This is a genomic window from Streptomyces sp. NPDC053750 (assembly GCF_044544295.1).
Classification (GTDB): Bacteria; Actinomycetota; Actinomycetes; order Streptomycetales; family Streptomycetaceae; genus Streptomyces.
The window spans coordinates 135,236-160,019 of sequence record NZ_JBITXB010000004.1; the positions used below are offsets into that span (position 1 = coordinate 135,236).

The following is a 24,784-nucleotide window of genomic DNA, read 5'->3' on the forward strand; positions in this document are numbered from 1 at the left end:
GGAAGCCGTAGAGCCGGGGCGCGGGCAGTGTGAGGGGCATTACAGACACTGAACCCCGCGCCACCGGCGTCCGTGGGTACGGATGACCACGGACCACGAAAGACAGGCGACCCTCGAAAAGGTCTACACCAGTTGCCCGTCGACCCTTGTCATCGGCCCCCCGGGTCTGATGAGCTGTGGCCTGGGACACAACGGACAACCCTGAGAACGGGAGATGTCGTGAGCAACGAATCCTTGGCCAACCTGCTCAAGGAAGAACGCAGGTTCGCACCCCCCGCCGACCTGGCGGCGAACGCCAACGTCACGGCGGAGGCGTACGAACGGGCCAAGGCTGACAGGCTCGGCTTCTGGGCCGAGCAGGCCCGCCGACTGACCTGGGCACAGGAGCCGACCGAGACTCTCGACTGGTCGAACCCGCCGTTCGCCAAGTGGTTCAAGGACGGCACGCTGAACGTCGCGTACAACTGCGTGGACCGGCACGTGGAGGCCGGACACGGCGACCGCGTCGCCATCCACTTCGAGGGCGAGCCCGGCGACAGCCGCGCCCTCACCTACGCCGAGCTCAAGGACGAGGTCTCCAGGGCCGCCAACGCCCTGCTGGAGCTGGGTGTGCAGAAGGGCGACCGGGTCGCCGTCTACATGCCGATGATCCCGGAGACGGCGATCGCGATGCTGGCCTGCGCCCGGATCGGCGCCGCCCACTCGGTCGTCTTCGGCGGCTTCTCCTCCGACGCCCTCGCGACCCGCATCCAGGACGCCGACGCCAAGGTCGTCATCACCTCCGACGGCGGCTACCGGCGTGGCAAGCCCTCCGCGCTCAAGCCCGCCGTCGACGAGGCCGTCGAGCGCGCCGGCACCGTCGAGCACGTCCTCGTCGTCCGCCGCACCGGCCAGGACGTCGCCTGGGACGACTCCCGCGACAAGTGGTGGCACGAGACCGTCGACCGGCAGTCCGCGGAGCACACCCCGGAGGCGTTCGACGCCGAGAACCCGCTGTTCATCCTGTACACGTCCGGTACGACGGGTAAGCCCAAGGGCATCCTGCACACCTCCGGCGGCTACCTCACCCAGACGGCGTACACGCACTGGGCCGTCTTCGACCTCAAGCCGGAGACCGACGTCTACTGGTGCACCGCCGACGTCGGCTGGGTCACCGGCCACTCGTACATCGTCTACGGCCCGCTCGCCAACGGCGCGACGCAGGTGATGTACGAGGGCACCCCGGACACGCCGCACCAGGGCCGTTTCTGGGAGATCGTGCAGAAGTACGGCGTCACGATCCTCTACACCGCGCCCACCGCGATCCGGACGTTCATGAAGTGGGGCGACGACATCCCCGCCAAGTTCGACCTGTCCTCCTTGCGCGTGCTCGGCTCGGTCGGCGAGCCGATCAACCCGGAGGCCTGGGTCTGGTACCGGAAGACGATCGGCGCCGACAGCACCCCGGTCGTCGACACCTGGTGGCAGACCGAGACCGGCGCGATGATGATCACTCCCCTGCCGGGCGTCACGGACGCCAAGCCTGGCTCCGCCCAGCGCCCGCTGCCCGGCATCTCGGCGACCGTCGTCGACGACGAGGCGAACGAGGTGCCGAACGGCGGAGGCGGCTATCTGGTCCTCACCGAGCCGTGGCCGTCCATGCTCCGCACCATCTGGGGCGACGACCAGCGGTTCATCGACACGTACTGGTCGCGTTTCGAGGGCAAGTACTTCGCCGGTGACGGCGCCAAGAAGGACGACGACGGCGACATCTGGCTGCTGGGCCGCGTGGACGACGTGATGCTCGTCTCCGGGCACAACATCTCGACCACCGAGGTCGAGTCGGCCCTCGTCTCCCACCCCTCGGTGGCCGAGGCGGCCGTGGTCGGCGCGGCGGACGAGACGACCGGGCAGGCCATCGTCGCCTTCGTGATCCTGCGCGGCACGGCGGCGGAGAGCGACGACCTGGTCGCCGACCTGCGCAACCACGTCGGGGCGACGCTCGGCCCCATCGCCAAGCCCAAGCGCATCCTGCCGGTGGGCGAGCTGCCCAAGACCCGCTCCGGCAAGATCATGCGCCGCCTGCTGCGCGACGTGGCGGAGAACCGGCAGGTCGGTGACGTCACGACGCTGGCGGACTCCACCGTCATGAACCTCATCCAGTCGAAGCTCCCCGCAGCGCCCAGCGAGGACTGAGCCACCCGCCGAAGAAAAGGCACACGGCAAGGGCACCCGGCGAGAGCTGCGCCGGGTGCCCTTTCGCCGTCGCGCCGCGGTCCGGATAAGCTGAGGAGCACATAAGAAACTCGTCAAGATCCTCATGGTGCGCCGGGAAGTCTGGTCGGCATGTGTTCCGTGCTGCCCACCCACCGGAGGTTCTCCCCGTGACCGCCCCCCGCACCCCCCGCAAGGCCTTCGGCCGGCTCTCCCTCCCGGAGCGGACCTACGTCGCCGACGCCCTGCGCACCGAGACCGTCGGCGGTGTCCTGCTGCTGGTCGCCGCGGTGGCCGCACTGATCTGGGCGAACATACCGACGCTGCAGCACAGCTACGAGAGCGTCAGCCACTTCCACTTCGGCCCCGAGGCCCTCGGCCTGAACCTGTCGGTCGCGCACTGGGCCGCCGACGGGCTGCTCGCGATCTTCTTCTTCGTCGCCGGGATCGAACTCAAGCGTGAGCTGGTCGCCGGCGACCTGAAGGACCCGAAGGCCGCCGCCCTCCCGGTGGTGGCGGCGCTGTGCGGCATGGCCGTACCGGCGGTCGTCTACACCGTCACCAGCACCGCGGGCGGCGGCTCCCTGGCCGGCTGGGCCGTGCCCACCGCCACCGACATCGCGTTCGCGCTCGCCGTGCTCGCCGTCATCGGCACCTCCCTGCCGAGCGCCCTGCGCGCCTTCCTGCTGACGCTCGCCGTCGTCGACGACCTGTTCGCGATCCTGATCATCGCTGTCTTCTTCACCGAGAACCTGAACTTCGCCGCGCTGGGCGGCGCGTTCGTGGGACTCGCCGTCTTCTGGCTGCTGCTGCGCAAGGGCGTGCGCGGTTGGTACGTGTACGTGCCGCTCGGCCTGGTCATCTGGGGGCTGATGTACAACAGCGGCGTCCACGCCACCATCGCCGGCGTAGCGATGGGCCTGATGCTGCGCTGTCACCGCCGCGAGGGCGAGGAGCAGTCCCCCGGCGAGCACATCGAGCACCTGGTGCGCCCGCTGTCGGCAGGCCTGGCCGTGCCGCTGTTCGCGCTGTTCAGCGCGGGTGTGTCCCTCTCGGGCGGAGCGCTGGCCGACGTGTTCACCAAGCCGGAGACCCTGGGTGTCGTGCTCGGGCTCGTCGTCGGCAAGACGCTCGGCATCTTCGGCGGCACCTGGCTGACCTCCCGCTTCACCAGGGCCTCGCTCAGCGACGACCTGGAGTGGGCCGACGTCTTCGCGGTGGCGACGCTGGCCGGCATCGGGTTCACCGTCTCGCTGCTCATCGGCGAGCTGGCCTTCGAGGGCGACACGGCGATGACGGCCCAGGTCAAGGCCGCCGTACTGACCGGCTCGGTCGTCGCGGCCGCCCTGGCGACGGTGCTGCTGAAGGTGCGCAACGCCAAGTACCGCCGCATGACCGAGGCGGAGGAGCGCGACGACGACCTCAGCGGCATCCCGGACATCTACGAGGAGGACGACCCCGCGTACCACTTGCGCATGGCCGCCATCCACGAGAGGAAGGCCGCCGAGCACCGCCGGATCGCCGAGGAGATGGTGTCGGCGCGGCGTGCCGAAGTGCCGGGCGGGGCAGGCGATGAGGGCGGCGGTCCGGCATGATCTGACGAGACGGTACAAAAGACGGGACCGTACGCAGTCGGACGGAAGACGACGACAGCCACGGCACCGTACGCAGAAGCCAGCAGAAGAGGGAGACCGCGATGAGCGCACCCGACGGCAGCCCGGTCGGCACCGAACGCAGCATCGGCCAGCTGTTCGCCTCGGCGACCACCGAATTGTCGGCGCTGGTGCACGACGAGATCGCGCTGGCCAAGGCGCAGCTGAGGCAGGACGTCAAGCGCGGGGCGACCAGCGGCGGCGCGTTCTCGCTGGCGGGCCTGCTGCTGGTGTTCTCGCTGCCGATGCTGAGCTTCGCCCTGGCCTACGGGATCCACACCTGGAGCGACTGGAACCTCGCGGTCTGCTTCCTCCTGTCCTTCGCCGCGAACGTCCTCGTCGCGGGCCTCCTCGCACTGATCGGCGTCGTCTTCGCGAAGAAGGCCAAGAAGGGCAAGGGCCCGCAGAAGGTCGCCGCCTCGATGAAGCAGTCGGCGGGCGTGCTGCAGAACGCCAAGCCGCACCCGCGGCCGGAGCTGCCGGCGGACCGGTCCCCCGAAGCCATCGAGGCTGTGGCACGCTCGACCTCATGACGGATCCCGCCACCCCATCGGCGCAGCCCGCCTCGGTCGTACGACTCGACGTCCCCGGCGGCCGCGAGGTGACCCACCGGGACGTCGCCGCCAACGGCGCCCGCTTCCACATCGCCGAAGTGGGCGACGGACCGCTGGTCCTGCTGTTGCACGGCTTCCCGCAGTTCTGGTGGACCTGGCGGCACCAGCTGACGGCGCTCGCCGACGCCGGGTTCCGCGCGGTCGCCATGGACCTGCGCGGCGTCGGCGGCAGCGACCGCACCCCGCGCGGCTACGATCCGGCCGGCCTCGCCCTCGACATCACCGGCGTGGTCCGCTCGCTCGGCGAGCCGGACGCCGCGCTGGTCGGCCACGACCTGGGCGGTTACCTGGCCTGGACGGCCGCGGCGATGCGACCCAAGCTCGTACGCCGGCTCGCGGTCTCCTCGATGCCGCACCCCCGGCGCTGGCGCTCGGCCATGCTCGGCGACGTCCGTCAGACGCGGGCGGGTTCCTACATCTGGGGCTTCCAGCGCCCCTGGATCCCGGAGCGTCAACTGACCGCGGACGACGGCGCACTGGTCGGCCGGCTGATCCAGGACTGGTCGGGGCCGCGGCCGTTGGACGACGAGGCGGTGGAGGTCTACCGCCGTGCCATGTGCATCCCCTCCACGGCACACTGCTCCATCGAGCCGTACCGCTGGATGGTGCGCTCCCTGGCCCGGCCCGACGGCATCCAGTTCTACCGGCGCATGAAGCGGCCGGTGCGTGTACCGACCCTGCATCTGCACGGCTCGCTGGACCCCGTGATGCGGACCCGGAGCGCGGCGGGATCCGGGCAGTACGTCGAAGCGCCGTACCGCTGGCGGCTGTTCGACGGCCTCGGACACTTCCCGCACGAAGAGGATCCGGTCGCTTTCTCCACCGAACTGATCAACTGGCTGAAGGACCCCGAACCCGATCGGTGACCGAACGATCGCACCCGGTATCCGGTGCGGAACGCTTGTCCTATGAACGGCCATTTGCCTGGCGCATAGGCCAATTGGGGGCCCTGAGAACGGTTATCGACCTTGGGGCGGGGGCACACGTCGGGGTATGGGCTGGACGCACGACTACAGTGACGTAGCACGCGACGGCCGCTCCACGAGCGGCGTAAGCACCCACCGACGAGGAGGCACCCCGCCCATGGCGGGTGCGGACCCGCGGGTGGGCATTCCGCGCATCCTGCGCCGCCGGGCCCGCTGGGTCTCCGTGCGCCTGCGCCATCCACGCGGCTGAGACCGGGGCGTCGTCCGCAGGACCCCGGGGATCTAGAGTGCGCAGCTGTCGCTGTCCACCTCCTGGTTCGCGCTGCGTCCCTCGGCGATGTCCTCGCGGATCTCGTCCGCGGTGAGCGCGTACCCGGTCTCGGCATCGTCCAGGGACTTGGCGAAGACCACACCGTAGACCTCGCCCTGGGGCGTCAGCAGCGGGCCGCCGGAGTTGCCCTGCCGGACGTTGGCGAAGAGCGAGTAGACGTCGCGGCTGACGGTGTCGCGGTGGTAGATGTCCGGTCCGCTGGCCGTGATGCGCCCGCGCACCCGCGCGGCACGGACGTCGTACGCCCCGTTCTCCGGGAAGCCCGCGACGATCGCGCCGTCGTCCCGGGCCGCGTCCTCGTCGGCGAACCGCAGCGCGGGCGCGTTCAGCTCCGGCACGTCCAGTACGGCGATGTCGCGCCGCCAGTCGTAGAGGACGACCGTCGCGTCGTACTTCCTGCCCTCGCCGCCTATCTGCACCGTGGGCTCGTCGACGCCGCCGACGACATGGGCGTTGGTCATGACGCGGCGTTCGGCGAAGACGAAGCCGGTGCCCTCGAGGACCTTGCCGCAGCCGGTCGCGGTGCCCATGACCTTGACGATGGACCGCTTGGCGCGGGCCGCGACGGGACTGTTCGCCAGCGCCGGGTCGGGCGGCTGGACCTTGGTGATCGGCTCGTTGGAGAACGGGCTGAAGACCTGCGGGAAGCCGTTGCGCGCGAGGACGGAGGTGAAGTCGTCGAACCAGGTGTCGGCCTGCTCGGGCAGCGCCTCCTTCACGCCCAGCAGCACCTGGGACTGCCGCACCTCCTTGCCGATCGTCGGTATCGTCGTCTGGGCGAGCGCGGTGCCGATCAGCCAGGCGACCAGGAGCATCGCCACGACGTTGACCAGGGCGCCACCGGTGGCGTCCAGGGCGCGGGCCGGGGACCAGGTGATGTATCTGCGCAGCTTGCTGCCGAGGTGTGTGGTCAGAGCCTGGCCGACGGAGGCGCAGACGATGACGACGACGACCGCGACGACGGCGGCGGTCGTGCTCACCTCCGCGTTGTCCGTCAGGGCGTCCCAGACGAGGGGCAGCAGATTGACGGCGACGAGGCCGCCGCCGAGGAAGCCGATCACCGACAGGATGCCGACGACGAAGCCCTGGCGGTAGCCGACGATCGCGAACCAGACGGCGGCGAGCAGCAGCAGGATGTCCAGCACGTTCACTGATTCAGGCCCTCGCCTCGTCGTTTTCGGTACGCAGGCCACACCCTGTCATGCGCGCCAGTCCAGCGGGACCTGCTTCTCCCTGTCCCAGGGCCGCTCCCAGCCCGCGAAGTGCAGCAACCGGTCGATGACGCCGGCGGTGAAGCCCCACACCAGCGCCGATTCGACCAGGAATGCCGGGCCTCGGTGGCCTCTGGGGTGGACGGCGGTGACCCTGTTGGCGGGGTCCGTGAGATCCGCCACGGGGACCGTGAAGACCCGCGCGGTCTCGTTGGGATCGACGACGCCGACCGGGGAGGGCTCGCGCCACCAGCCCAGCACCGGCGTGACCACGAAGCCGCTGACCGGGATGTAGAGCTTGGGCAGGACGCCGAAGAGCTGCACACCGGCCGGGTCGAGTCCGGTCTCCTCCTCGGCCTCGCGCAGGGCGGCCCGCAGCGGACCGTCACCCTGCGGATCACCGTCCTCGGGGTCCAGGGCACCGCCGGGGAAGGACGGCTGTCCGGCGTGCGAGCGCAGGGAACCCGCCCGCTCCATGAGCAGCAGCTCGGGCCCGCGGGCACCCTCGATCGACCCCTGGCCGCCCTCGCCCCGGACGTCCTCGCCCCCGCCGAAGAGGATCAGCACGGCGGACTGGCGCCCCGCGCCGTTCTCCGGCGGGAGGAAGCGGCTCAGCTGACGGGGCTGCACCGTCTCGGCGGCCCGCACCACCGGATCCAGCCAGCCGGGCAGGCCCTCCTTGCTGAGGATCCCGCCCCGCGTGTGGCCCTGCGTGTCGCTCGCCCGTGTCATCTCCACCCCCGCTCTGCCATTTCCAACGCCCGACGCCCCCGAGATCGTTCCGTCACCCGGCCCCCAGCGGGGGCGCCGGGATCCCGCCCGCGTCCAGGTACGCCCGGGGCGGGTTCAGCCGCTGGCCGGGGAAGCCGCCCTTCTCGTACTTCAGCAGCTTCTTCGCCTTCTCCGGGTCCGTCTCGCCCTCGCCGTACGCCGGGCAGAGCGGCGCGATGGGGCAGGCGCCGCAGGCGGGCTTGCGGGCGTGGCAGATCCGGCGGCCGTGCCAGATCACGTGGTGGGAGAGGTCCGTCCAGTCGCTCTTCGGGAAGAGCGCGCCGACGGCCGCCTCGATCTTGTCCGGGTCGGTCTCGTCGGTCCACTGCCAGCGGCGCACCAGGCGCTGGAAGTGGGTGTCCACGGTGATGCCGGGGCGGCCGAACGCGTTGCCGAGCACGACGAAGGCGGTCTTGCGGCCGACGCCGGGCAGCTTGACGAGGTCTTCGAGGCGCCCGGGGACCTCGCCGCCGAAGTCCTCCGCCAGGGCCTTGGACAGCCCTATGACCGACTTGGTCTTGGCCCGGAAGAATCCGGTCGGGCGGAGGATCTCCTCGACCTCCTCGGGGTTGGCGGCGGCCAGGTCCTCGGGGGTGGGGTACTTGGCGAAGAGGGCGGGCGTCGTCTGGTTGACGCGCAGGTCGGTGGTCTGGGCGGACAGCACGGTGGCCACCACCAGCTGGAACGGGTTCTCGAAGTCCAGCTCCGGGTGGGCGTACGGGTAGACCTCGGCGAGCTCGCGGTTGATGCGGCGGGCGCGGCGGACCAGCGCGGTGCGGGACTCCTCGCGCGGCGTCCTCGGGGCGACGGTCTTCGCCGGGGCGACGCCCTTGACGGCGACGGTGGCCTTTCCGGGGACGACGGCGGGCTTCCTGGCGGGCGCCTGCTTCTTGACGGGCGGGGCCTTCTTCGCCGAAGCCGACTTCCCGGCGGGCGCCGACTTCTCCGCGAGCGCTGCCTTCTTCGCCGAAGCCCGCTTCCCGGCGGGCGCCGACTTCTTCCTCGCGGAGGTCGGGGTGTTCTCGTCGTTCTCCTTCACGGCACCCTTCTCCGCAGTCGCCCTCGCAGTCACCCTCTTGGCAGGCGCCGCACGCTTTGTCGCTTTCGCCGTTTTCCTACCGCCATCGGGGCTCTGTTCGCCCACAGCGGAATCGCGACGTTCACCCACCCGCGCAGCCCCCTCGGCCTGTGCTCTCACCGGCGATTTGGACACTCGGCCAGCCTACGGCCCGGCACCGACATCCGCCCCGGACCTCGAAGATCGGCGTCCAATTGGACCCCTGCCGCGTACCCCAGGACACCAGTGCGGCATCCTTGTGACAGATCACACTGTTTGGACTGTCCGGCAAAATGGGCACCACGGACCCCTGGTACACCGGGGGAACAAGATCCTCTGAGCCGGTCGACAAGGAGAGAACTCGTGGACGACGTTCTGCGGCGCAACCCGCTCTTCGCGGCGCTCGACGACGAGCAATCCGCGGAGCTCCGCGCCTCCATGAGTGAGGTGACCCTCGCCCGCGGCGACTCGCTGTTCCACGAGGGCGACCCCGGAGACCGCCTCTACGTGGTCACGGAGGGCAAGGTCAAGCTCCACCGCACGTCCCCCGACGGCCGCGAGAACATGCTGGCCGTCGTCGGCCCCAGCGAGCTGATCGGCGAACTCTCGCTCTTCGACCCGGGCCCGCGCACGGCGACCGCCACCGCGCTGACCGAGGTCAAGCTGCTCGCCCTCGGCCACGGCGACCTCCAGCCCTGGCTGAACGTCCGGCCCGAGGTGGCCACCGCGCTGCTGCGCGCCGTCGCGCGCCGTCTGCGCAAGACCAACGACGCCATGTCCGACCTGGTCTTCTCGGACGTCCCCGGCCGTGTCGCCCGCGCCCTGCTCGACCTCTCCCGCCGCTTCGGCGTGCAGTCCGAGGAGGGCATCCACGTCGTGCACGACCTGACGCAGGAGGAGCTGGCCCAGCTGGTCGGCGCCTCCCGCGAGACGGTCAACAAGGCGCTCGCCGACTTCGCCCAGCGCGGCTGGCTCCGCCTGGAGGCCCGCGCGGTGATCCTGCTGGACGTGGAGCGGCTGGCCAAGCGCTCCCGCTGACGGGACCTCGGCCGGGAGGCCGGGCAGCCTCCCAAGGGCCTGTCCGGCAGCCCCCAGGTCTGCCCGGCTGCCCTCAGGGCCTGTCCGGCAGGCCCTACTCGGGCAGCTCGATGAGCCCGTGTTCGTCCAGGTACTCCAACTGCGCCCGCACCGACAGTTCCGCCGCCGGCCACAGGGAGCGGTCGACGTCCGCGTACACGTGGGCGACGACCTCGCCGGGCGTCCGGTAGCCGTCCTCCACGGCCGTCTCGACCTGCGCGAGGCGATGGGCGCGATGGGCCAGGTAGTACTCCACGGCGCCCTGGGCGTCCTCCAGGACGGGGCCGTGGCCCGGGAGCACCGTGTGCACCCCGTCGTCCGTCGTGAGCGACCTGAGCCGGCGCAGGGAGTCCAGGTAGTCGCCGAGGCGCCCGTCGGGGTGGGCCACGACCGTCGTACCGCGGCCCAGGATCGTGTCGCCCGTCAGAACCGCCCGGTCGGCGGGCAGATGGAAGCACAGGGAGTCGGCCGTGTGCCCGGGTGTCGGTACGACCCTCAGCTCCAGGCCGCCGACCCGGATCACGTCTCCGGCGGCCAGCCCTTCGTCCCCCAGCCGCAGCGCCGGGTCCAGTGCCCGCACGTGGGTGCGCGTCAGCTCGGCGAAGCGCGCGGCGCCTTCCGCGTGGTCCGGGTGACCGTGCGTCAGGAGGGTCAGCGCGACCCGCTTGCCCGCCCGTTCGGCCGTCTCGACGACGTGTCGCAGGTGGGCCTCGTCCAGCGGGCCCGGGTCGACCACGACGGCCAGGTCGGAGTCGGGCTCGGCGAGGATCCAGGTGTTCGTCCCGTCCAGGGTCATCGCGGAGGCGTTGGGCGCGAGAACGTTCACCGCGCGCGCGGTGGCGGGGCCGGAGAGGGCGCCGCCCCGCGGCTGTCCGGGCAGTGCTGCTGCGTCCGTCATGCGGGGGCTCCCCCGGTCGGGTCGGAAGGTGTCTGCGGCGTCGCGCTCGGGACGTGCTTGGTGAACTCGTCGTGCCCCGGCCAGGAGAGCACGATCTCGCCGCCCACCAGCCGCGCCTCGGCCAGTACGGGCGTCATGTCGCGGTCCGGCGCGGCCGCGAGCGCTCGGGCCGCCGTACCGCACTCCGCCAGCGCGCGCAGGGTCGCGATCGTCGGCGGCATCATCAGCAGCTCGCCCTTGTCGTACCCGGCCGCAGCCTCGGCCGGGGTGATCCACACCGTTCGGTCGGCCTCCGTGGAGGCGTTGCGCGTGCGCTGCCCCTCGGGGAGGGCCGCGACGAAGAACCACGTGTCGTAGCGCCGGGACTCGAACTCGGGGGTGATCCAGCGGGCCCAGGCGCCCAGGAGGTCGGAGCGCAGGACAAGGCCCCGGCGGTCCAGGAACTCCGCGAAGGAGAGCTCACGGGCGACCAGGGCGGCCCGGTCCGCCTCCCAGTCCGCGCCCGTCGTGTCGCCGACCACCGAGTCGCCGGTCGGACCCGCGAGCAGGACGCCCGCCTCCTCGTACGTCTCCCGTACGGCCGCGCAGACGATCGCCTGGGCTCCCGCCTCGTCGACGCCGAGCCGATCCGCCCACCACGCGCGCGTGGGGCCCGCCCAGCCGATGTCACGGTCGTCGTCGCGCGGGTCGACCCCGCCGCCCGGATAGGCGTACGCGCCCCCGGCGAACGCCATGGAGGTACGGCGGCGCAGCATGTGGACGGCCGTTCCGGTGCCGGTGTCCTTCAGGAGCATGACGGTGGCCGCGCGCTTCGGGGTGACCGGGGTGAGGGTGCCGGCCGCCAGCGCGCGGATGCGGTCCGGCCACTCCGGGGGGTACCACTGCCCGTCCGCCCGACCATCCGCCCGACCGTTCACCCGATCACGCGCGTGCTCATTCGCCTGTGCCGGCGCGTGCTCATTCACCCGATCACGCGCGTGGTCATTCGCCCGACTCGCCCGACCATTCGCCATGGCCGGAGGCTATCCGGTGACGGGCGGATGTTCGAGTGGCCACCGGTGGGACCGGCCGGCCCCACCCCGCGCGGGCCGTCCTACGCCTGGACGAGCTCCACCTGGACCTCGACCTCCACCGGCGCGTCCAGCGGCAGTACCGCCACGCCGACCGCGCTGCGGGCGTGGACGCCCTTGTCGCCGAGGACCTCGCCGAGGAGTTCGCTGGCGCCGTTGACCACGGCCGGCTGACCGGTGAAGTCGGCCGCGGACGCGACGAAGCCGACGACCTTCACCACGCGCGCGATGCGGTCGAGGTCACCGGCGATCGACTTCACGGCGGCCAGGGCGTTCAGCGCGCAGGTGCGGGCCAGCTCCTTGGCCTCCTCCGGCGTGACCTCGCCGCCCACCTTGCCGGTGACCGGAAGCTTGCCCTCCACCATGGGCAGCTGACCGGAGGTGTAGACGTACGGTCCGGACTGCACGGCCGGCTGGTACGCGGCCAGCGGCGGGACGACCTCGGGCAGTGTCAGTCCGAGCTCGGCCAGCTTCGCCTCGACGGCGCTCATGCCTGCTTCTCCCGCTTCAGGTAGGCCACCAGCTGCTCGGGGTTGTTCGGCCCGGGCACTACCTGGACGAGCTCCCAGCCGTCCTCGCCCCAGGTGTCCAGGATCTGCTTCGTGGCGTGGACGAGCAGCGGCACGGTTGCGTATTCCCACTTGGTCATGCGGCCGACTCTAGCCGCTGCCCGGGGCCCCCTCGGACGGGCGACCGCGGACGCGTTCTCCACCACGTTGTCCACAGCCTCCGGCGTACTCGGCGCGCGGACTGGTTACGCTCGAATACGTGAGCAGGCTCCAGGTCGTCAGCGGCAAGGGCGGAACCGGCAAGACCACGGTGGCCGCGGCCCTCGCGCTGGCCCTGGCCACCGAGGGGAAGCGCGCGCTTCTCGTCGAGGTCGAGGGTCGCCAGGGCATCGCGCAGCTCTTCGAGACGGAGGCGCTGCCTTATGAGGAGCGGAAGATCGCCGTCGCTCCCGGGGGCGGGGAGGTGTACGCCCTCGCCATCGACGCCGAACTGGCTCTTCTGGACTACCTCCAGATGTTCTACAAGCTGGGCAGCGCCGGACGGGCCCTGAAGAAGCTCGGCGCGATCGACTTCGCGACCACCATCGCGCCGGGTGTCAGAGACGTCCTGCTGACCGGCAAGGCGTGCGAGGCGGTGCGGCGCAAGGACAGGAGCGGGCGGTTCGCGTACGACTACGTCGTCATGGACGCCCCGCCGACCGGGCGCATCACGCGCTTCCTCAACGTCAACGACGAGGTGGCCGGGCTCGCGAAGGTCGGCCCGATACACAATCAGGCGCAGGCGGTGATGCGGGTGCTGAAGTCGCGGGAGACCGCCGTGCACATGGTGACGCTGCTGGAGGAGATGCCGGTCCAGGAGACCGCGGACGGCATCGCCGAGCTGCGGTCGGCGCGGCTGCCGGTGGGGCGGGTCTTCGTCAACATGGTCCGCCCCGAGGTGTTGGACGCGGCCGACCTGGAACTCGTACGGAGCACCCCGCGTACGGCGCTCGCACGGTCCCTGTCCGGGGCCGGGCTCGGCGGGGCGCGGCGGGGCGGGCACGCCGAGCGGCTGGTGGACCCGCTGCTGGCGCAGGCCGGGGAGTACGCCGAGCGGTACGCGCTGGAGCAGGAGCAACGGGGCGTCCTGACCGAGCTGGACCTGCCGCTGCACGAACTGCCGCTGCTCGCCGAGGGCATGGACCTGGCGGGCCTGTACGAACTGGCCACCGAGCTGCGGAAGCAGGGGATCGCATGAGTCCGGACCCGGCCCGGCCGCAGGAGGGCGCGCGGCACCTCACCCCCGCGCGCGTGCTGGACGTCGACCCGCTCCTGGAGGACCCGACGACGCGCATCGTGGTGTGCTGCGGCTCCGGCGGGGTCGGCAAGACGACCACCGCGGCGGCCCTGGGCCTGCGCGCGGCCGAGCGGGGCCGCAAGGTGGTCGTCCTCACCATCGACCCGGCCCGGCGGCTCGCCCAGTCCATGGGCATCGACTCGCTCGACAACACCCCGCGCCGGGTGAAGGGCGTCGACGACTCGGCGGGTGGCGAGCTGCACGCCATGATGCTCGACATGAAGCGCACCTTCGACGAGATCGTCGAGGCGCACGCGGATCCCGAGCGGGCGGCGGCGATCCTGGGCAATCCCTTCTACCAGTCGCTCTCGGCGGGCTTCGCGGGCACGCAGGAGTACATGGCGATGGAGAAGCTGGGGCAGTTGCGGGCCAGGGACGAGTGGGACCTCATCGTCGTCGACACGCCTCCGTCCCGCTCCGCCCTGGACTTCCTGGACGCGCCCAAGCGGCTCGGTTCCTTCCTGGACGGAAAGCTGATCCGCGTCCTGCTGGCCCCGGCGAAGGTCGGCGGCCGGGCCGGCATGAAGTTCCTGAACGTCGGCATGTCGATGATGACCGGCGTCCTGGGGAAGGTGCTGGGCGGGCAGTTCCTGAAGGACGTGCAGACGTTCGTGGCCGCGATGGACTCCATGTTCGGCGGATTCCGTACCCGTGCGGACGCGACGTACAAGCTGCTCCAGGCGCCCGGGACGGCGTTCCTGGTGGTCGCGGCCCCGGAGCGGGACGCGCTGCGCGAGGCCGCGTACTTCGTGGAACGGCTGGCGGCAGAGGACATGCCTCTCGCCGGGCTGGTACTCAACCGGGTCCACGGCAGCGGCGCCGACCGGCTGTCGGCCGAGCGGGCGCTCGCCGCCGCGGAAAATCTTGAGGATCCCCGCATTGTGGATCAGGACGGCGGGAAAGCTGGAGTTCGTAACTCTCCCGACACGTACGGCAGTTCAGACTCGTCCGACGCCTCTCCCGATGTCGCTCCCGGCACCTCTCCCGAGGAATCCGAGGGACCCGAGGAAACGGCGGAGCGCTCCGTCGACCAGCTCGCCGCGGGCCTGCTGAGGCTGCACGCGGACCGGATGCACCTGCTCGCCCGCGAGCAGCGCACGCGTGACCGCTTCACCGCGCGTCACCCCGAGGTGGCGGTCACCGAAGTGGCCGCACTGCCCGGCGACGTGCACGACCTAGCGGGACTGCGGGACATCGGCGTCCGTCTCGCGACGGGCCGGCCCGAGCTGCCCGAGACGGGCGCCTGATCCGGCCGGGGCGTCCGCAGGACCCCCGGCAGGCCTGAGAGGCCCGGAAGGCTCAGCCCACGGCCGCGTAGTTCTCGTACACCTCGTCGTCGTCGAGGGGCACGATGCCGGTCCCTCGCTCGTACTCCGTCCGCGCCGTCTCCAGCAGTCGGCGCCAGGAGGTCACGGTGGGCCGCCGGCGCAGCAGTGCGCGGCGCTCCCGCTCCGTCATGCCTCCCCACACGCCGAACTCGACGCGGTTGTCCAGCGCGTCGGCCAGGCACTCGGTCCGCACCGGACATCCGGTGCACACCGCCTTGGCCCTGTTCTGCGCTGCTCCCTGAACGAACAGTTCGTCCGGATCGGTAGTGCGGCAGGCGGCCTGCGCACTCCAGTCGGTTACCCAGCCCATACCGGCGCCGTCCTCTCCCGAATCGAGGCTCCCCCACGGCGGCAGCGGCATATTCACCGCCGCCAGTTGAGGACGTTACGGAAGGTGGGCACAGCGCAACACCCCCTTCGGGCCCAATCTTGAATGGCCCGAACGGACTATGGGTAAGCGGCAGATCACCCGGGGGAGTGAGCTGGCGACATGCGCGACGATCCCGGCATACGGGTCATCTCTGGTGCGCCACAACGGACACCGACTGACACACAAGGCGGATTCGGGCACGCATTCCACACGCCTTGGGACGCGCTCGCGCGCGCCAACGCGCCCCCATCGGAATGTGTCTGAGGCCTCGCGGAAAAAAATCGAGCAGATCCGGAACGATTCGGGGTCGCCGGACGTATTGATACGTGGCCGCACTGCTGTGACAGTTGAGAGCAGCTTAGGCCAATGCCTGTACGCGTGTCCGGCGAATGAGAACGTAGGCTGCCTTCATGCCAAAGAAGCGCTCGGGCGGTGGTCTGTCGCCAACGCAGCAGGCCGCCAAGTTCCTCGGTGTCAGTGTGCTCGCGGGAGCAGTCCTGGCCGGCATCGCGTTGCCCGCCGTGGGCGCGCTGGGGCTGGCGGCCAAGGGTTCGGTGGAGAGTTTCGACGCACTCCCGGCCAGCCTGAAGACTCCTCCGCTGAGCCAGCGCACCGCCATCCTCGACTCCGAGGGCGGCACCATCGCCACGGTCTACTCACGCGACCGCACGGTGGTCGCGCTGAAGGACATGTCGCCGTACATGCAGAAGGCGATCGTCGCCATCGAGGACTCGCGCTTCTACGAGCACGGCGCGGTGGACCTCAAGGGCGTGCTGCGCGCCCTCAACAAGAACGCGCGCAGCGGCGAGGTCTCCGAGGGCGCGTCCACGCTCACGCAGCAGTACGTCAAGAACGTCTTCGTGGAGGAGGCGGGCGACGACCCGACGAAGGTCGCCCAGGCCACCCAGCAGACCATCGGCCGCAAGATCCGCGAGCTCAAGCTCGCGATCCAGGTCGAGGAGGAGCTGGGCAAGAAGAAGATCCTCGAGAACTACCTGAACATCACCTTCTTCGGCCAGCAGGCCTACGGTGTCGAGGCGGCCGCCCAGCGCTACTTCTCCAAGTCCGCCAAGGACCTCAACCTCCAGGAGTCCGCCCTCCTGGCCGGCATCGTCCAGTCGCCCAGCCGGTACGACCCGGTCAACGACGAGGCGGAGGCCACCAAGCGGCGCAATGTGGTCCTGACACGCATGGCGCAGGTCGGCGACATCTCCCAGGCGGAGGCCGACAAGGCGAAGAAGACGCCGCTCGGCCTGAAGGTCAGCCGCCCCAAGAACGGCTGCATCACGGCCGTGAAGGGTGCGGGCTTCTTCTGTGACTACGTGCGCGCGGTGTTCCTGAACGACCCGGTCTTCGGCAAGACCAAGGAGGACCGCGCCAAGATCTGGAACCAGGGCGGTCTGACGATCCGCACGACGCTCGACCCGCAGGCCCAGAAGTCGGTACAGAAGTCCATCAAGGACCACGTCCACACGAGCGACGAGGTGGCGACCGCGGCCACCATCGTCGAGCCCGGCACCGGAAAGATCGTCGCCATGGGCCAGTCCCGTCCGTACGGCATCGACACCAAGCAGGGCGAGACGACGATCAACCTGTCCGTCAACAGCGCCATGGGCGGCGGCGCGGGCTACCAGCCCGGTTCGACGTTCAAGCCGATCGTGGCCGCGGCGGCCCTCGAGGGCGGCATGCCGGTGACGCAGTCGTACTCCTCGCCGTACGAGATGGACTACCCGACCCCGGTCGCGGCCTGCGACGGCAAGACGTGGAACGAGAAGGGCGTCAAGCTCGCCAACGAGAACGAGACCGAGGTCGGCCCGTACGACATGAAGGAAGCGACCGCGAAGTCGGTCAACACCTACTACGTACAGATGATCGGTGACATCGGCATCTGCCCGGTGACGCAGATGGCCGAGAAGATGGGCGTCGAGCGCGCCAACGGCAACAAGCTGGAGCAGACCCCGTCCATCGCCCTCGGTGTCACCGAGGTCTCCCCGCTGACCATGGCGAGCGCGTACGCGACCTTCGCCTCGCGCGGCACGTACTGCACGCCGGTCGCCATCGAGTCGATCAGCCAGCGGATCGGCAACAAGAGCAAGTCGCTCGAGGTCCCGAAGTCCACCTGCGCGCGGGCCATGTCCGAGAAGACCGCCGACACCGTCAACACGCTCCTCAAGGGCGTCGTCGAGGACGGTACGGGTCAGCAGGCCGGCCTCGACAGCCGCCCGAGCGCCGGCAAGACCGGTACGACGGACGAGCGGTACGCGGCCTGGTTCGTGGGCTACACCCCGGACCTCGCCGGCGCCGTGTGGGTCGGCGACCCCAAGCACGAGCGGCAGATGGTCAACATCACCATCGGCGGCGTCCCGCACGACAAGGTCTTCGGTGGTGCGGTCCCCGGTCCGATCTGGGGCGACATGATGGCGGGCGCGCTGGAGGGCACACCGGCCTCCGACTTCAACCTCGTCCACATCCCGGACAGCAAGGAAAAGGACAAGGACGAAGGCCGCGGCGACGACGAAGGCCGCGGCGACGACGGTGACGACGGCAACCAGGACGACGGCGGCGACGGCGGCCTCATCGGTGGCCTGATCGACGGCGGCACGGACAACGGCGGCACCGACGGCGGCTTCCCGGGCAACATCATCCAGGGGCAGGGCAACGGCGGTAACGGCATCGGCGGACGCCGCGACTGACCTCCGGTCCGCCACCGGGCGGTGACGACGGCCGACGGCCCCTTCCACTTCGTGTCGGAAGGGGCCGTCGGCCGCTTGCGTTCTCTGTTTCTGTCTCTGCTCTTGTGGGCGTCGCCTCCGCTTCTGCGGGCGTCGTGTCAGCCCGCCAGCAGCTTCTTGACCGCGGCGGCGACCCGGCCGCCCTCGGCCTGCCCGGCCACCTTCGGGTTCACGATCTTCATGACGGCGCCCATGGCCCGCGGCCCCTCGGCACCGGCCGCCCGCGCCTCCTCGACGGCCTGGGCGACGATCGCGTTCAGCTCGTCGTCGGACAGCTGCTTGGGCAGGTACGCGGCGAGCACCTCGCCCTCCGCCTTCTCCCGCTCGGCGCTCTCGGCGCGACCGCCCTGGGCGAAGGCCTCGGCGGCCTCGCGACGCTTCTTCGCCTCGCGGGTGATCACCTTCTGCACCTCGTCGTCGGAGAGCTCCCGCTTCTCCTTCCCCGCGACCTCTTCCTTGGTGATCGCGGCGAGCGTCAGCCGGAGCGTCGAGGAGCGGAGCTCGTCGCGCTCCTTGATCGCGGCGTTGAGGTCGTCGTGCAGCTTCGACTTGAGCGTGGTCATGGCATTGATTGTCGCAGGTGCGGGAGGACGAACGCCTGCACATTTACGCGACCTTCCGGTTCGCGTGACCTACTGGTGCACGTGACCTCCCGGTTCGCGTGACCTCTCGGCCGGCCCACGCGCGGTCGGCTCCCGCCACCGCTTCTGACACGATGGAGGTATGCGCGCGCGATACGGAGTGCCCCTGGGAATCACGGCGGTTGGCGCCGCCGGTCTGGTCTACGCGGCGGGGTTCGAAGCCCGCTCGTTCCGCCTCCGACGGGTGACGATCCCCGTCCTGCCCGCCGGCATGCGTCCCCTGCGTGTCCTCCAGGTCTCCGACATCCACATGGTCGGCGGCCAGCGCAAGAAGCAGCGCTGGCTGCGCTCGCTGGCCGGCCTGCGCCCCGACTTCGTGATCAACACCGGCGACAACCTGTCCGACCCGGACGGCGTCCCGGAGGTCCTGGACGCGCTGGGCCCCCTGCTGGAGTTCCCGGGTGCCTACGTCTTCGGCTCCAACGACTACTACGGCCCCAAGCTCCGCAACCCCGCCCGGTACCTGATCGAGAAGGCCCAGGGCCGCCACGGCCTCAACGGCAACGCGCCCGCCGTCGGCGTCGTCCACAACCCCTGGGAGGACCTGCGCGACGGCTTCGACGCCGCCGGCTGGCAGAACCTCACCAACACGCGCGGCACGCTCAAGGTCGAGGGCGTGTCCGTCGAGCTCACGGGACTGGACGACCCGCACATCAAGCGGGACCGGTACGCGGAGGTGGCGGGCGGCCCGTCGGGCACGGCGGACTTCTCGATGGGCGTGGTGCACGCGCCGTACCTGCGCGTCCTCGACTCCTACACGGCCGACGGCTACCCCCTGATCCTCGCCGGCCACACCCACGGCGGCCAGCTCTGCATCCCCTTCTACGGCGCCCTGGTCACCAACTGCGACCTGGACACGGACCGCGTGAAGGGCCTGTCCACCCACACGGCCGAGGGCCGTACGGCCTACCTCCACGTCTCGGCGGGCTGCGGCACCAACCGCTACACCCCGGTCCGGTTCGCCTGTCCGCCGGAGGCGACGCTGCTGACGCTGGTGGGCCGCGAGCAGTAGCGTCGCCGACCTGCCGGCCTGCCGCGCGGTGGGCCGCGTCACCCACACGGCCCACCCGCATAGCCCGATATGCCCCATCTGTCTAGCGTGGGGCCATGACAGCCCCGATACCCAGGGACATCCCGGACCTCCCCGCGATCCCGGGCCGCCCGTCCACCCTGCTGCCCACCCCCGTCCCGGCGGGGGCCGTCGTACCCCCCGTACGCCGCCCCCTGACCGCCGCCTTCCGCCTCCTCACGGCGCTGCTGGCACTGACGGGCGTGACGATCGAGCTGCTCCTGTCCGGTCCGCCCCTGAGGACCCTGAGCCACTTCACGATCCAGAGCGGCATCCTGCTGGCGCTGGTCCTGCTCGCCTCGGCCCGGCGCGCCTGGACCGCCCGCCGCCCCCTGCCGGGCACCCTGACCGGCGCGGCACTCCTCTACGTCGCCGTCGCCGGCCTCGTCCACCACCTGCTCCTGGCAGGCGCGGCGAGCCCGTTCGCCACACCGGCCGGCACCGGCACGGCCTGGCAGACGGCCGCGACCCACATCCTGCACACGGCCGTCCCCATCGCCGCGACGCTGGACTGGCTCCTCCTCACCGCCCCCGGCCACCTGCACCTGCGCCAGGCCGCGGCATGGCTCCTGTACCCCCTGGCCTACCTGGCCTTCTCCCTGGGCCGCGGAGAGCTCCTCCTGCCCGGTACCCAGGACCGCTACCTCTACCCCTTCCTCGACGTCGACGACCACGGCTACAAGGGCGTCCTCGGCAACGCCCTCCTCCTCGGCCTCGCCGTCTACGCCCTGGCCGTCCTTCTCGTGGCCGTGGACCACATCCGCCCGAACCCGCTGCGCCGTCGCTGGTAAACCGGATTTCGTCTCCGGCCACCGGTGGGCTAAAGTAAACGACGTCGCCGCGACGAGCAGCGACAATCGGGGTGTGGCGCAGCTTGGTAGCGCGCTTCGTTCGGGACGAAGAGGTCGTGGGTTCAAATCCCGCCACCCCGACAGGGAAGTACCACCAGGGGCCTGATCCGCTAAGCGGGTCGGGCCCCTGGTGGTTTGTGGTGCCGTCGCGATCACCTCCGCCAGCCGCAGGCCGGTTTCCGACAGACCTCGCAATAAATCATTGGCCCTGAGACGAGCGCGTCGTTAGGCTGGATTTCGTACTTCTGATCACATACCGGGACGTACGTGCGTACCACCCGGCCACTGGGCTTCGTGCCTCGAAGGGGTGTCTTGATGACCCGGCCCGCGCCGAGCGCGCCTCGCTTCACCGCGTAAGCGTCCGTCCTTGTCCGTCGCGCTGTCCTGGCGCGGCTACCGGACGTAAGTCTCCGGTGTCCTGCTCGTCGAGGCCGCTCGGCCTGCTCTTGCTGTCATGTCTGACCTCTCAGCAAGGAGCACCCGGGTGTCCACCCGTAACACCTTCAACACACTCACCATCGACACCTTCGCCTGCGCGTGGTGCGGTCTGACCGTGTCCGCGACCGCCGCCGACGGCACGCGTCGCAACCACTGCCCGTCCTGTCTGCACTCGCGGCACGTCACCGACCATGTCGAGGGCGGCCCGAGCGACTGCCACGGCCGGATGTCGCCGATCGCCATCGCCGTGCTGCGCACCGGCGACTGGATGGTCATCCACCGCTGCGTACGCTGCGACGAACTCACCTCCAACCCCATCTGCGCGGACGACAACCAGCTCGTCCTGATGCGGATGGCCGTCCGGCCGCTCGCCCAACCGCCCTTCCCGCTCGAAGCGTTCGGAGGGCTGTGAGCATGCCGCGACGCAACACCACCCGGCGGCAGACTTCCGTGCGCAGCCGTCCACAGCGGCACAAGGACGTGCTCCACGAGCACGGCGGGCACCGCGCGAACGACTTCAAGTGCGCCGGGTGCCGTCTCGACGTGTCCCTGGTCGCGCCGGGCACCGGGCATCGCAACCACTGCCCCAACTGCCTGGCCAGCCTGCACGTCGACGCCCGCGTCCCGGGCGACCGGGCCGCCACCTGCCGGGGACGCATGGAGCCCGTGTCCATGTCCACGCGCCCCGACGGCGAGTGGATGCTCATCCATCAGTGCCTGACCTGCGGCGAACTCAGCGCCAACCGCATCGCCGGTGACGACAACCCCCTCGCCCTGGTCCGCCTGGCCCTCAGACCGCTTCACGGCCCGGGCGCGGGCACCGGCATGGCCCGCCGCGCACTGCTCACCCTGCAACCGCACCCCGGGCCACGGGACATACCGGCACCGCGCCTCGTCCCGTGGCCCGCCTCCACCGGGCAGCCGCCACACATCCGCACGTCCACGGCACCACAACGCGACAAGCCCCCTGAGCCGCGGGTGTCGAACCAAGTTGGAAAAATGCCCTGTTGAGCTGCGGAGACCGTTGTAGCCTCCGCCAATGACGCCTACGACGCCATCCTCTTCGTCCGCCGCGGGCGCCGAGTGCCTCGCGCTCACGCGGAGTCTGCGTCGCCGGGGCACCCTCGTGCTCTCCGTGTTCGGGCTGCTGTGGGCCCTCGCCGGGGCGTCCGGTACCGGAGCGGCGACGGATGTCGTGCCCGTGGGGACGGAGATCGCGGCCCTGCTGATCACGGCGGGAGCGCTCTACCTCGGCTACCGCAAGGGGGCCGCACCCTCGCCCCGGAACGTCGACCTGCCGCAGAAGTGGGCGCGTGACGTGGGCATCGTCAACGGTGTCGAACTGGTGGCGATCTTCGCGGTGATCGCGGCGGTCAACGCCTCCGGCCGGGCCGGGCTCGTGCCCGTGGGCATCGCGCTCGTCGTGGGCGTGCACTTCTTCCCGCTGGCCCGTCTCTACGACCAGTGGCAGTACCGGTGGACGGCGACGCTCCTGACCCTGGTCGCGGTCGTCGGCCTCGTGCTCTACGCGGCGGGGCTGACGGACGAGAACGTGCGCGTCGTGACGGGTCTGGCGTGCGCCGTGGTGCTGTGGGCCTCCGCGTACCACCTGGCCCTGCGGGGCTGACACCCCCCGGAGTGGGCGGGTGCGCGGCAGGGCCTAGGGTGGCTGACTTCGTTGTGGCTGCCCGCGCTGTCGCCCGGGCCGGACAGGAGGTCAGTCGTGGGTGCTGCGCGTACGAGCAGGACGCCGCTGCCGGGGATCGGGGTGCGCTACGACCTGACCACCCGCGAGCGGCGTCGGCTGTCGGTGGTGGCGGAGCGGGACGGGTCGCGGACGTTGAGCGCCTACCGCAAGGACGATCCGGACGACTGCGCGCTGTCCGTGCGGCTGACCGCGGACGAGGCGGCGGGCGTGATCGACGCGCTCATGCCGGCCCACCACAGTCCGAGCCTGCTGTCGACGACCGAGCTGGGGCTGGTCGCCGAACGGGTCGAGGTGTCGGCGACGTCGCGGTGGAACGGGCGTGTGCTCGGAGAGACCCGGATGCGTACGGACACGGGTGTGTCGATCGTGGCGGTGCTGCGGCGGGCCGAGGCGATCCCGTCCCCGGGGCCGGACTTCCGGCTGGCCGGCGGTGACACACTGATCGTGATCGGTACGCGTGAGGGCGTCGACGCCGCCGCGGGGATTCTCGGCGGGCAGTGAGCGGTACGGCACCCACGCGGCCTCGGCCGGCCCGGCGCCGCGGGCTTCGCGCCCGGCTCGCGCCGTGACCGGCGTTTCCGTTCCCCGACGCCGTCAGGCGTTGGCGTGCGCGGAATCCGCGGCCGGTTCGGCCAGTTCGGTGTCGGTGGCGGTGGGGGCCAGGGCCGCCTCGGTGGGCCTACGGCGGGTGAGGCGGCGCGCCAGGGGCTCGGTGTAGCGGGTGGTGAGCGGGCCCAGGACGACGAGGATCAGCACGTAGGCGGTGGCCAGCGGGCCGATGCGGGGCTCGACGCCGACGGCGAGTCCGGCGATGACGATGGAGAACTCGCCGCGCGCGACGAGGGTGCCGCCGGCCCGCCAGCGTCCGGCGCCGCGGATTCCGGCGCGGCGCGCGGCGTACCAGCCGGTGGCGACCTTCGTGAGGGTGGTGGCGGCGGCGAGGAGGAGCGCCGGGACGAGGACGGGCGGGATGTCCGCGGGGTCGGTGGACAGGCCGAAGAAGACGAAGAAGACGGCGGCGAACAGGTCGCGCAGCGGCGTGAGAAGGCTGCTGGCGCCCTCGGCGACCTCCCCGGACAGGGCGATGCCGACGAGGAAGGCGCCGACCGCGGCGGAGACCTGGAGTTCCTGGGCGAGGCCTGCCACGAGGAGGGTGAGGCCGAGTACGACCAGCAGGAGCATCTCCGCGTTGTCCGAGGAGACCGCGCGGCTGATCAGCCGCCCGTGGCGGAGCGCGACGTAGAGGACGGCTCCGACGGTGCCCAGGGAGATCAGCAGGGTGACGGCGCCTCCGGCCAGGCTGACGCCGGCGAGCAGGGCGGTGAGGATCGGCAGGTAGACGGCCATGGCGAGGTCCTCGATGACGAGGACGCCGAGGACGACGGGGGTCTCGCGGTTGCCGAGCCGGCCCAGGTCGCCGAGGACCTTGGCGATCACCCCGGAGGAGGAGATCCAGGTGACGCCGGCGAGTGCCACGGCGGCCACCGGGCCCCAGCCGAGGATCAGTGCGGCGACGGCGCCGGGTACGGCGTTCAGTACGAAGTCGACCGCGCCGGACGGGTATTGGGTCTTGAGGTTGGTGACCAGTTCGGAGGCGCTGTACTCCAGGCCGAGCAGGAGCAGCAGCAGGATGACGCCGATCTCGGCGCCCGTGGCCACGAACTCCTCGCTGGCCTGCAGGGGCAGGATGCCGCCGTGGCCGAAGGCGAGTCCGGCCAGCAGGTAGAGGGGGATGGGCGAGAAGCCCACCCGGCCCGCGAGGCGGCCCAGCAGTCCCAGGCCAAGGATGATCGCTCCCAGCTCGATGAGCATGGCGGTCGTGTCGTGCACGGGCGTCTGTCCTCCGGTTCGGTTCGGTGACGGCGTCGGTGCGGGGCCCCCGGGCGTGTGCCGGGCAAGGGCGCGGCGGTGCGGTGCGGTGCGGGGGCAGGGTGGAGCGTGACGGCGCTGCCGAGGGTGGGCGTGGTGCGCGAGTCCCGGCGCAGGGCCGGTCGCATCGACG

Annotated in this window: 24 protein-coding genes, 1 tRNA gene and 1 pseudogene; 16 read left to right on the plus strand and 10 right to left on the minus strand. The window is 71.0% G+C overall.

Annotated features, from left to right (window positions below; genetic code table 11):
* The first annotated feature begins 219 nt into the window (after positions 1 to 219).
* From acs to ACIGO6_RS13275, 5 genes are all read left to right on the plus strand, one after another.
* Positions 220 to 2,175 carry an acetate--CoA ligase gene (gene acs / locus ACIGO6_RS13255; RefSeq protein ID WP_399875088.1) on the plus strand — a complete coding sequence of 652 codons (1,956 nt, stop codon included), beginning with the start codon at positions 220 to 222 and terminating at the stop codon, positions 2,173 to 2,175.
* 188 nt (positions 2,176 to 2,363) lie between these two features.
* On the plus strand, positions 2,364 to 3,788 hold the full coding sequence (gene nhaA / locus ACIGO6_RS13260) for a Na+/H+ antiporter NhaA (protein ID WP_399875089.1): 1,425 nt from the start codon (positions 2,364 to 2,366) through the stop codon (positions 3,786 to 3,788).
* Between the two features lie 101 nt (positions 3,789 to 3,889).
* Positions 3,890 to 4,378 (plus strand): phage holin family protein, encoded by a 489-nt coding sequence (locus ACIGO6_RS13265; RefSeq protein WP_399875091.1) that lies wholly within the window; start codon positions 3,890 to 3,892, stop codon positions 4,376 to 4,378.
* Positions 4,375 to 5,325: an alpha/beta fold hydrolase gene (locus ACIGO6_RS13270; RefSeq protein ID WP_399875093.1), complete on the plus strand. Its 951-nt coding sequence runs from the start codon at positions 4,375 to 4,377 to the stop codon at positions 5,323 to 5,325. Before ACIGO6_RS13265 ends, ACIGO6_RS13270 begins: the two co-directional genes overlap by 4 nt.
* A gap of 127 nt (positions 5,326 to 5,452) precedes the next feature.
* Positions 5,453 to 5,635, plus strand: a complete 183-nt coding sequence (locus ACIGO6_RS13275; RefSeq protein ID WP_399875095.1) for a hypothetical protein — start codon at positions 5,453 to 5,455, stop codon at positions 5,633 to 5,635.
* Positions 5,636 to 5,667: 32 nt separating this feature from the next.
* On the opposite strand, the gene ACIGO6_RS13280 is transcribed toward ACIGO6_RS13275, so the two are convergent.
* Genes ACIGO6_RS13280 through nth form a run of 3 tightly spaced genes read right to left on the minus strand, consistent with a single transcriptional unit; the run spans position 5,668 to position 8,737 of the window.
* The gene (locus tag ACIGO6_RS13280; protein WP_399875097.1) at positions 5,668 to 6,867 is read right to left on the minus strand and encodes a MarP family serine protease; all 1,200 of its coding nucleotides are present in this window, start codon (positions 6,865 to 6,867) and stop codon (positions 5,668 to 5,670) included.
* Positions 6,868 to 6,915: 48 nt separating this feature from the next.
* On the minus strand, positions 6,916 to 7,659 hold the full coding sequence (locus ACIGO6_RS13285; protein WP_399875098.1) for an NUDIX hydrolase: 744 nt from the start codon (positions 7,657 to 7,659) through the stop codon (positions 6,916 to 6,918).
* A 52-nt stretch (positions 7,660 to 7,711) separates the two neighbouring features.
* Positions 7,712 to 8,737 carry an endonuclease III gene (gene nth / locus ACIGO6_RS13290; RefSeq protein ID WP_399875100.1) on the minus strand — a complete coding sequence of 342 codons (1,026 nt, stop codon included), beginning with the start codon at positions 8,735 to 8,737 and terminating at the stop codon, positions 7,712 to 7,714.
* A gap of 381 nt (positions 8,738 to 9,118) precedes the next feature.
* Here nth and ACIGO6_RS13295 point away from each other — a divergent pair, with 381 nt between their 5' ends.
* Positions 9,119 to 9,793, plus strand: coding sequence for a Crp/Fnr family transcriptional regulator (locus tag ACIGO6_RS13295; RefSeq protein WP_019329813.1), 675 nt, complete (start codon positions 9,119 to 9,121; stop codon positions 9,791 to 9,793).
* 94 nt (positions 9,794 to 9,887) lie between these two features.
* On the opposite strand, the gene ACIGO6_RS13300 is transcribed toward ACIGO6_RS13295, so the two are convergent.
* From ACIGO6_RS13300 to ACIGO6_RS13315, 4 genes are all read right to left on the minus strand, one after another.
* Entirely contained in the window at positions 9,888 to 10,730 is an 843-nt protein-coding gene (locus tag ACIGO6_RS13300) for an MBL fold metallo-hydrolase (protein ID WP_399875102.1), read from the minus strand.
* On the minus strand, positions 10,727 to 11,647 hold the full coding sequence (locus ACIGO6_RS13305) for an NUDIX hydrolase (protein WP_399875103.1): 921 nt from the start codon (positions 11,645 to 11,647) through the stop codon (positions 10,727 to 10,729). The genes ACIGO6_RS13300 and ACIGO6_RS13305 overlap by 4 nt, the downstream gene beginning before the upstream one ends.
* Positions 11,648 to 11,823: 176 nt before the next feature.
* Positions 11,824 to 12,291, minus strand: coding sequence for a RidA family protein (locus ACIGO6_RS13310; protein ID WP_399875104.1), 468 nt, complete (start codon positions 12,289 to 12,291; stop codon positions 11,824 to 11,826).
* Positions 12,288 to 12,449: a DUF4177 domain-containing protein gene (locus ACIGO6_RS13315; protein ID WP_003975360.1), complete on the minus strand. Its 162-nt coding sequence runs from the start codon at positions 12,447 to 12,449 to the stop codon at positions 12,288 to 12,290. The genes ACIGO6_RS13310 and ACIGO6_RS13315 overlap by 4 nt, the downstream gene beginning before the upstream one ends.
* 119 nt (positions 12,450 to 12,568) lie before the next feature.
* On the opposite strand from ACIGO6_RS13315, the gene ACIGO6_RS13320 reads away from it, so the two are divergent.
* Both ACIGO6_RS13320 and ACIGO6_RS13325 read left to right on the plus strand, forming a co-directional pair.
* On the plus strand, positions 12,569 to 13,546 hold the full coding sequence (locus ACIGO6_RS13320) for an ArsA-related P-loop ATPase (protein ID WP_399875105.1): 978 nt from the start codon (positions 12,569 to 12,571) through the stop codon (positions 13,544 to 13,546).
* The gene (locus tag ACIGO6_RS13325; protein WP_399875107.1) at positions 13,543 to 14,892 is read left to right on the plus strand and encodes an ArsA family ATPase; all 1,350 of its coding nucleotides are present in this window, start codon (positions 13,543 to 13,545) and stop codon (positions 14,890 to 14,892) included. The genes ACIGO6_RS13320 and ACIGO6_RS13325 overlap by 4 nt, the downstream gene beginning before the upstream one ends.
* 52 nt (positions 14,893 to 14,944) lie before the next feature.
* Here ACIGO6_RS13325 and wblA read toward each other — a convergent pair whose 3' ends face one another.
* Positions 14,945 to 15,283, minus strand: coding sequence for a transcriptional regulator WblA (gene wblA, locus ACIGO6_RS13330; RefSeq protein ID WP_189421905.1), 339 nt, complete (start codon positions 15,281 to 15,283; stop codon positions 14,945 to 14,947).
* Between the two features lie 470 nt (positions 15,284 to 15,753).
* Between wblA and ACIGO6_RS13335 the strand changes: the two genes are divergently transcribed.
* Positions 15,754 to 18,036 (plus strand): transglycosylase domain-containing protein, encoded by a 2,283-nt coding sequence (locus tag ACIGO6_RS13335; RefSeq protein ID WP_399875109.1) that lies wholly within the window; start codon positions 15,754 to 15,756, stop codon positions 18,034 to 18,036.
* A gap of 137 nt (positions 18,037 to 18,173) precedes the next feature.
* Here ACIGO6_RS13335 and ACIGO6_RS13340 read toward each other — a convergent pair whose 3' ends face one another.
* The gene (locus ACIGO6_RS13340; protein WP_399875110.1) at positions 18,174 to 18,638 is read right to left on the minus strand and encodes a GatB/YqeY domain-containing protein; all 465 of its coding nucleotides are present in this window, start codon (positions 18,636 to 18,638) and stop codon (positions 18,174 to 18,176) included.
* Between the two features lie 160 nt (positions 18,639 to 18,798).
* On the opposite strand from ACIGO6_RS13340, the gene ACIGO6_RS13345 reads away from it, so the two are divergent.
* The 7 genes and pseudogenes from ACIGO6_RS13345 (at position 18,799) to ACIGO6_RS13375 (ending at position 23,283) form a co-directional block, all read left to right on the plus strand.
* Complete coding sequence (locus ACIGO6_RS13345) at positions 18,799 to 19,728, plus strand: metallophosphoesterase (protein ID WP_399875112.1); 930 nt, start codon at positions 18,799 to 18,801, stop codon at positions 19,726 to 19,728.
* A gap of 95 nt (positions 19,729 to 19,823) precedes the next feature.
* Complete coding sequence (locus tag ACIGO6_RS13350) at positions 19,824 to 20,576, plus strand: Pr6Pr family membrane protein (RefSeq protein WP_399875114.1); 753 nt, start codon at positions 19,824 to 19,826, stop codon at positions 20,574 to 20,576.
* Between the two features lie 67 nt (positions 20,577 to 20,643).
* Positions 20,644 to 20,717 (plus strand) — tRNA-Pro (locus ACIGO6_RS13355).
* A gap of 403 nt (positions 20,718 to 21,120) precedes the next feature.
* Positions 21,121 to 21,486 carry an RNHCP domain-containing protein gene (locus ACIGO6_RS13360; protein WP_399875116.1) on the plus strand — a complete coding sequence of 122 codons (366 nt, stop codon included), beginning with the start codon at positions 21,121 to 21,123 and terminating at the stop codon, positions 21,484 to 21,486.
* Positions 21,487 to 21,488: 2 nt separating this feature from the next.
* Positions 21,489 to 21,926, plus strand: a pseudogene (locus tag ACIGO6_RS13365) (RNHCP domain-containing protein); the annotation flags it as partial.
* A 187-nt stretch (positions 21,927 to 22,113) separates the two neighbouring features.
* Positions 22,114 to 22,701: a hypothetical protein gene (locus ACIGO6_RS13370; protein WP_399875118.1), complete on the plus strand. Its 588-nt coding sequence runs from the start codon at positions 22,114 to 22,116 to the stop codon at positions 22,699 to 22,701.
* 96 nt (positions 22,702 to 22,797) lie between these two features.
* Positions 22,798 to 23,283, plus strand: a complete 486-nt coding sequence (locus ACIGO6_RS13375) for a cation:proton antiporter regulatory subunit (RefSeq protein WP_399875119.1) — start codon at positions 22,798 to 22,800, stop codon at positions 23,281 to 23,283.
* A 93-nt stretch (positions 23,284 to 23,376) separates the two neighbouring features.
* Here ACIGO6_RS13375 and ACIGO6_RS13380 read toward each other — a convergent pair whose 3' ends face one another.
* Positions 23,377 to 24,612, minus strand: coding sequence for a cation:proton antiporter (locus ACIGO6_RS13380; protein ID WP_399875121.1), 1,236 nt, complete (start codon positions 24,610 to 24,612; stop codon positions 23,377 to 23,379).
* Between the last annotated feature and the right edge of the window lie 172 nt (positions 24,613 to 24,784).

Coding starts and splice junctions, on each gene's coding strand:
- ACIGO6_RS13315 (WP_003975360.1), bottom strand. CDS start 12,449: ATGACCAAGTGGGAATACGCAACCGTGCCGCTGCTCGTCCACGCCACG.
- ACIGO6_RS13265 (WP_399875091.1), top strand. CDS start 3,890: ATGAGCGCACCCGACGGCAGCCCGGTCGGCACCGAACGCAGCATCGGC.
- ACIGO6_RS13270 (WP_399875093.1), top strand. CDS start 4,375: ATGACGGATCCCGCCACCCCATCGGCGCAGCCCGCCTCGGTCGTACGA.
- ACIGO6_RS13310 (WP_399875104.1), bottom strand. CDS start 12,291: ATGAGCGCCGTCGAGGCGAAGCTGGCCGAGCTCGGACTGACACTGCCC.
- ACIGO6_RS13350 (WP_399875114.1), top strand. CDS start 19,824: ATGACAGCCCCGATACCCAGGGACATCCCGGACCTCCCCGCGATCCCG.
- ACIGO6_RS13275 (WP_399875095.1), top strand. CDS start 5,453: ATGGGCTGGACGCACGACTACAGTGACGTAGCACGCGACGGCCGCTCC.
- ACIGO6_RS13285 (WP_399875098.1), bottom strand. CDS start 7,659: ATGACACGGGCGAGCGACACGCAGGGCCACACGCGGGGCGGGATCCTC.
- ACIGO6_RS13325 (WP_399875107.1), top strand. CDS start 13,543: ATGAGTCCGGACCCGGCCCGGCCGCAGGAGGGCGCGCGGCACCTCACC.
- wblA (WP_189421905.1), bottom strand. CDS start 15,283: ATGGGCTGGGTAACCGACTGGAGTGCGCAGGCCGCCTGCCGCACTACC.
- ACIGO6_RS13335 (WP_399875109.1), top strand. CDS start 15,754: ATGCCAAAGAAGCGCTCGGGCGGTGGTCTGTCGCCAACGCAGCAGGCC.
- ACIGO6_RS13345 (WP_399875112.1), top strand. CDS start 18,799: ATGCGCGCGCGATACGGAGTGCCCCTGGGAATCACGGCGGTTGGCGCC.
- ACIGO6_RS13340 (WP_399875110.1), bottom strand. CDS start 18,638: ATGACCACGCTCAAGTCGAAGCTGCACGACGACCTCAACGCCGCGATC.
- ACIGO6_RS13300 (WP_399875102.1), bottom strand. CDS start 10,730: ATGACGGACGCAGCAGCACTGCCCGGACAGCCGCGGGGCGGCGCCCTC.
- ACIGO6_RS13370 (WP_399875118.1), top strand. CDS start 22,114: ATGACGCCTACGACGCCATCCTCTTCGTCCGCCGCGGGCGCCGAGTGC.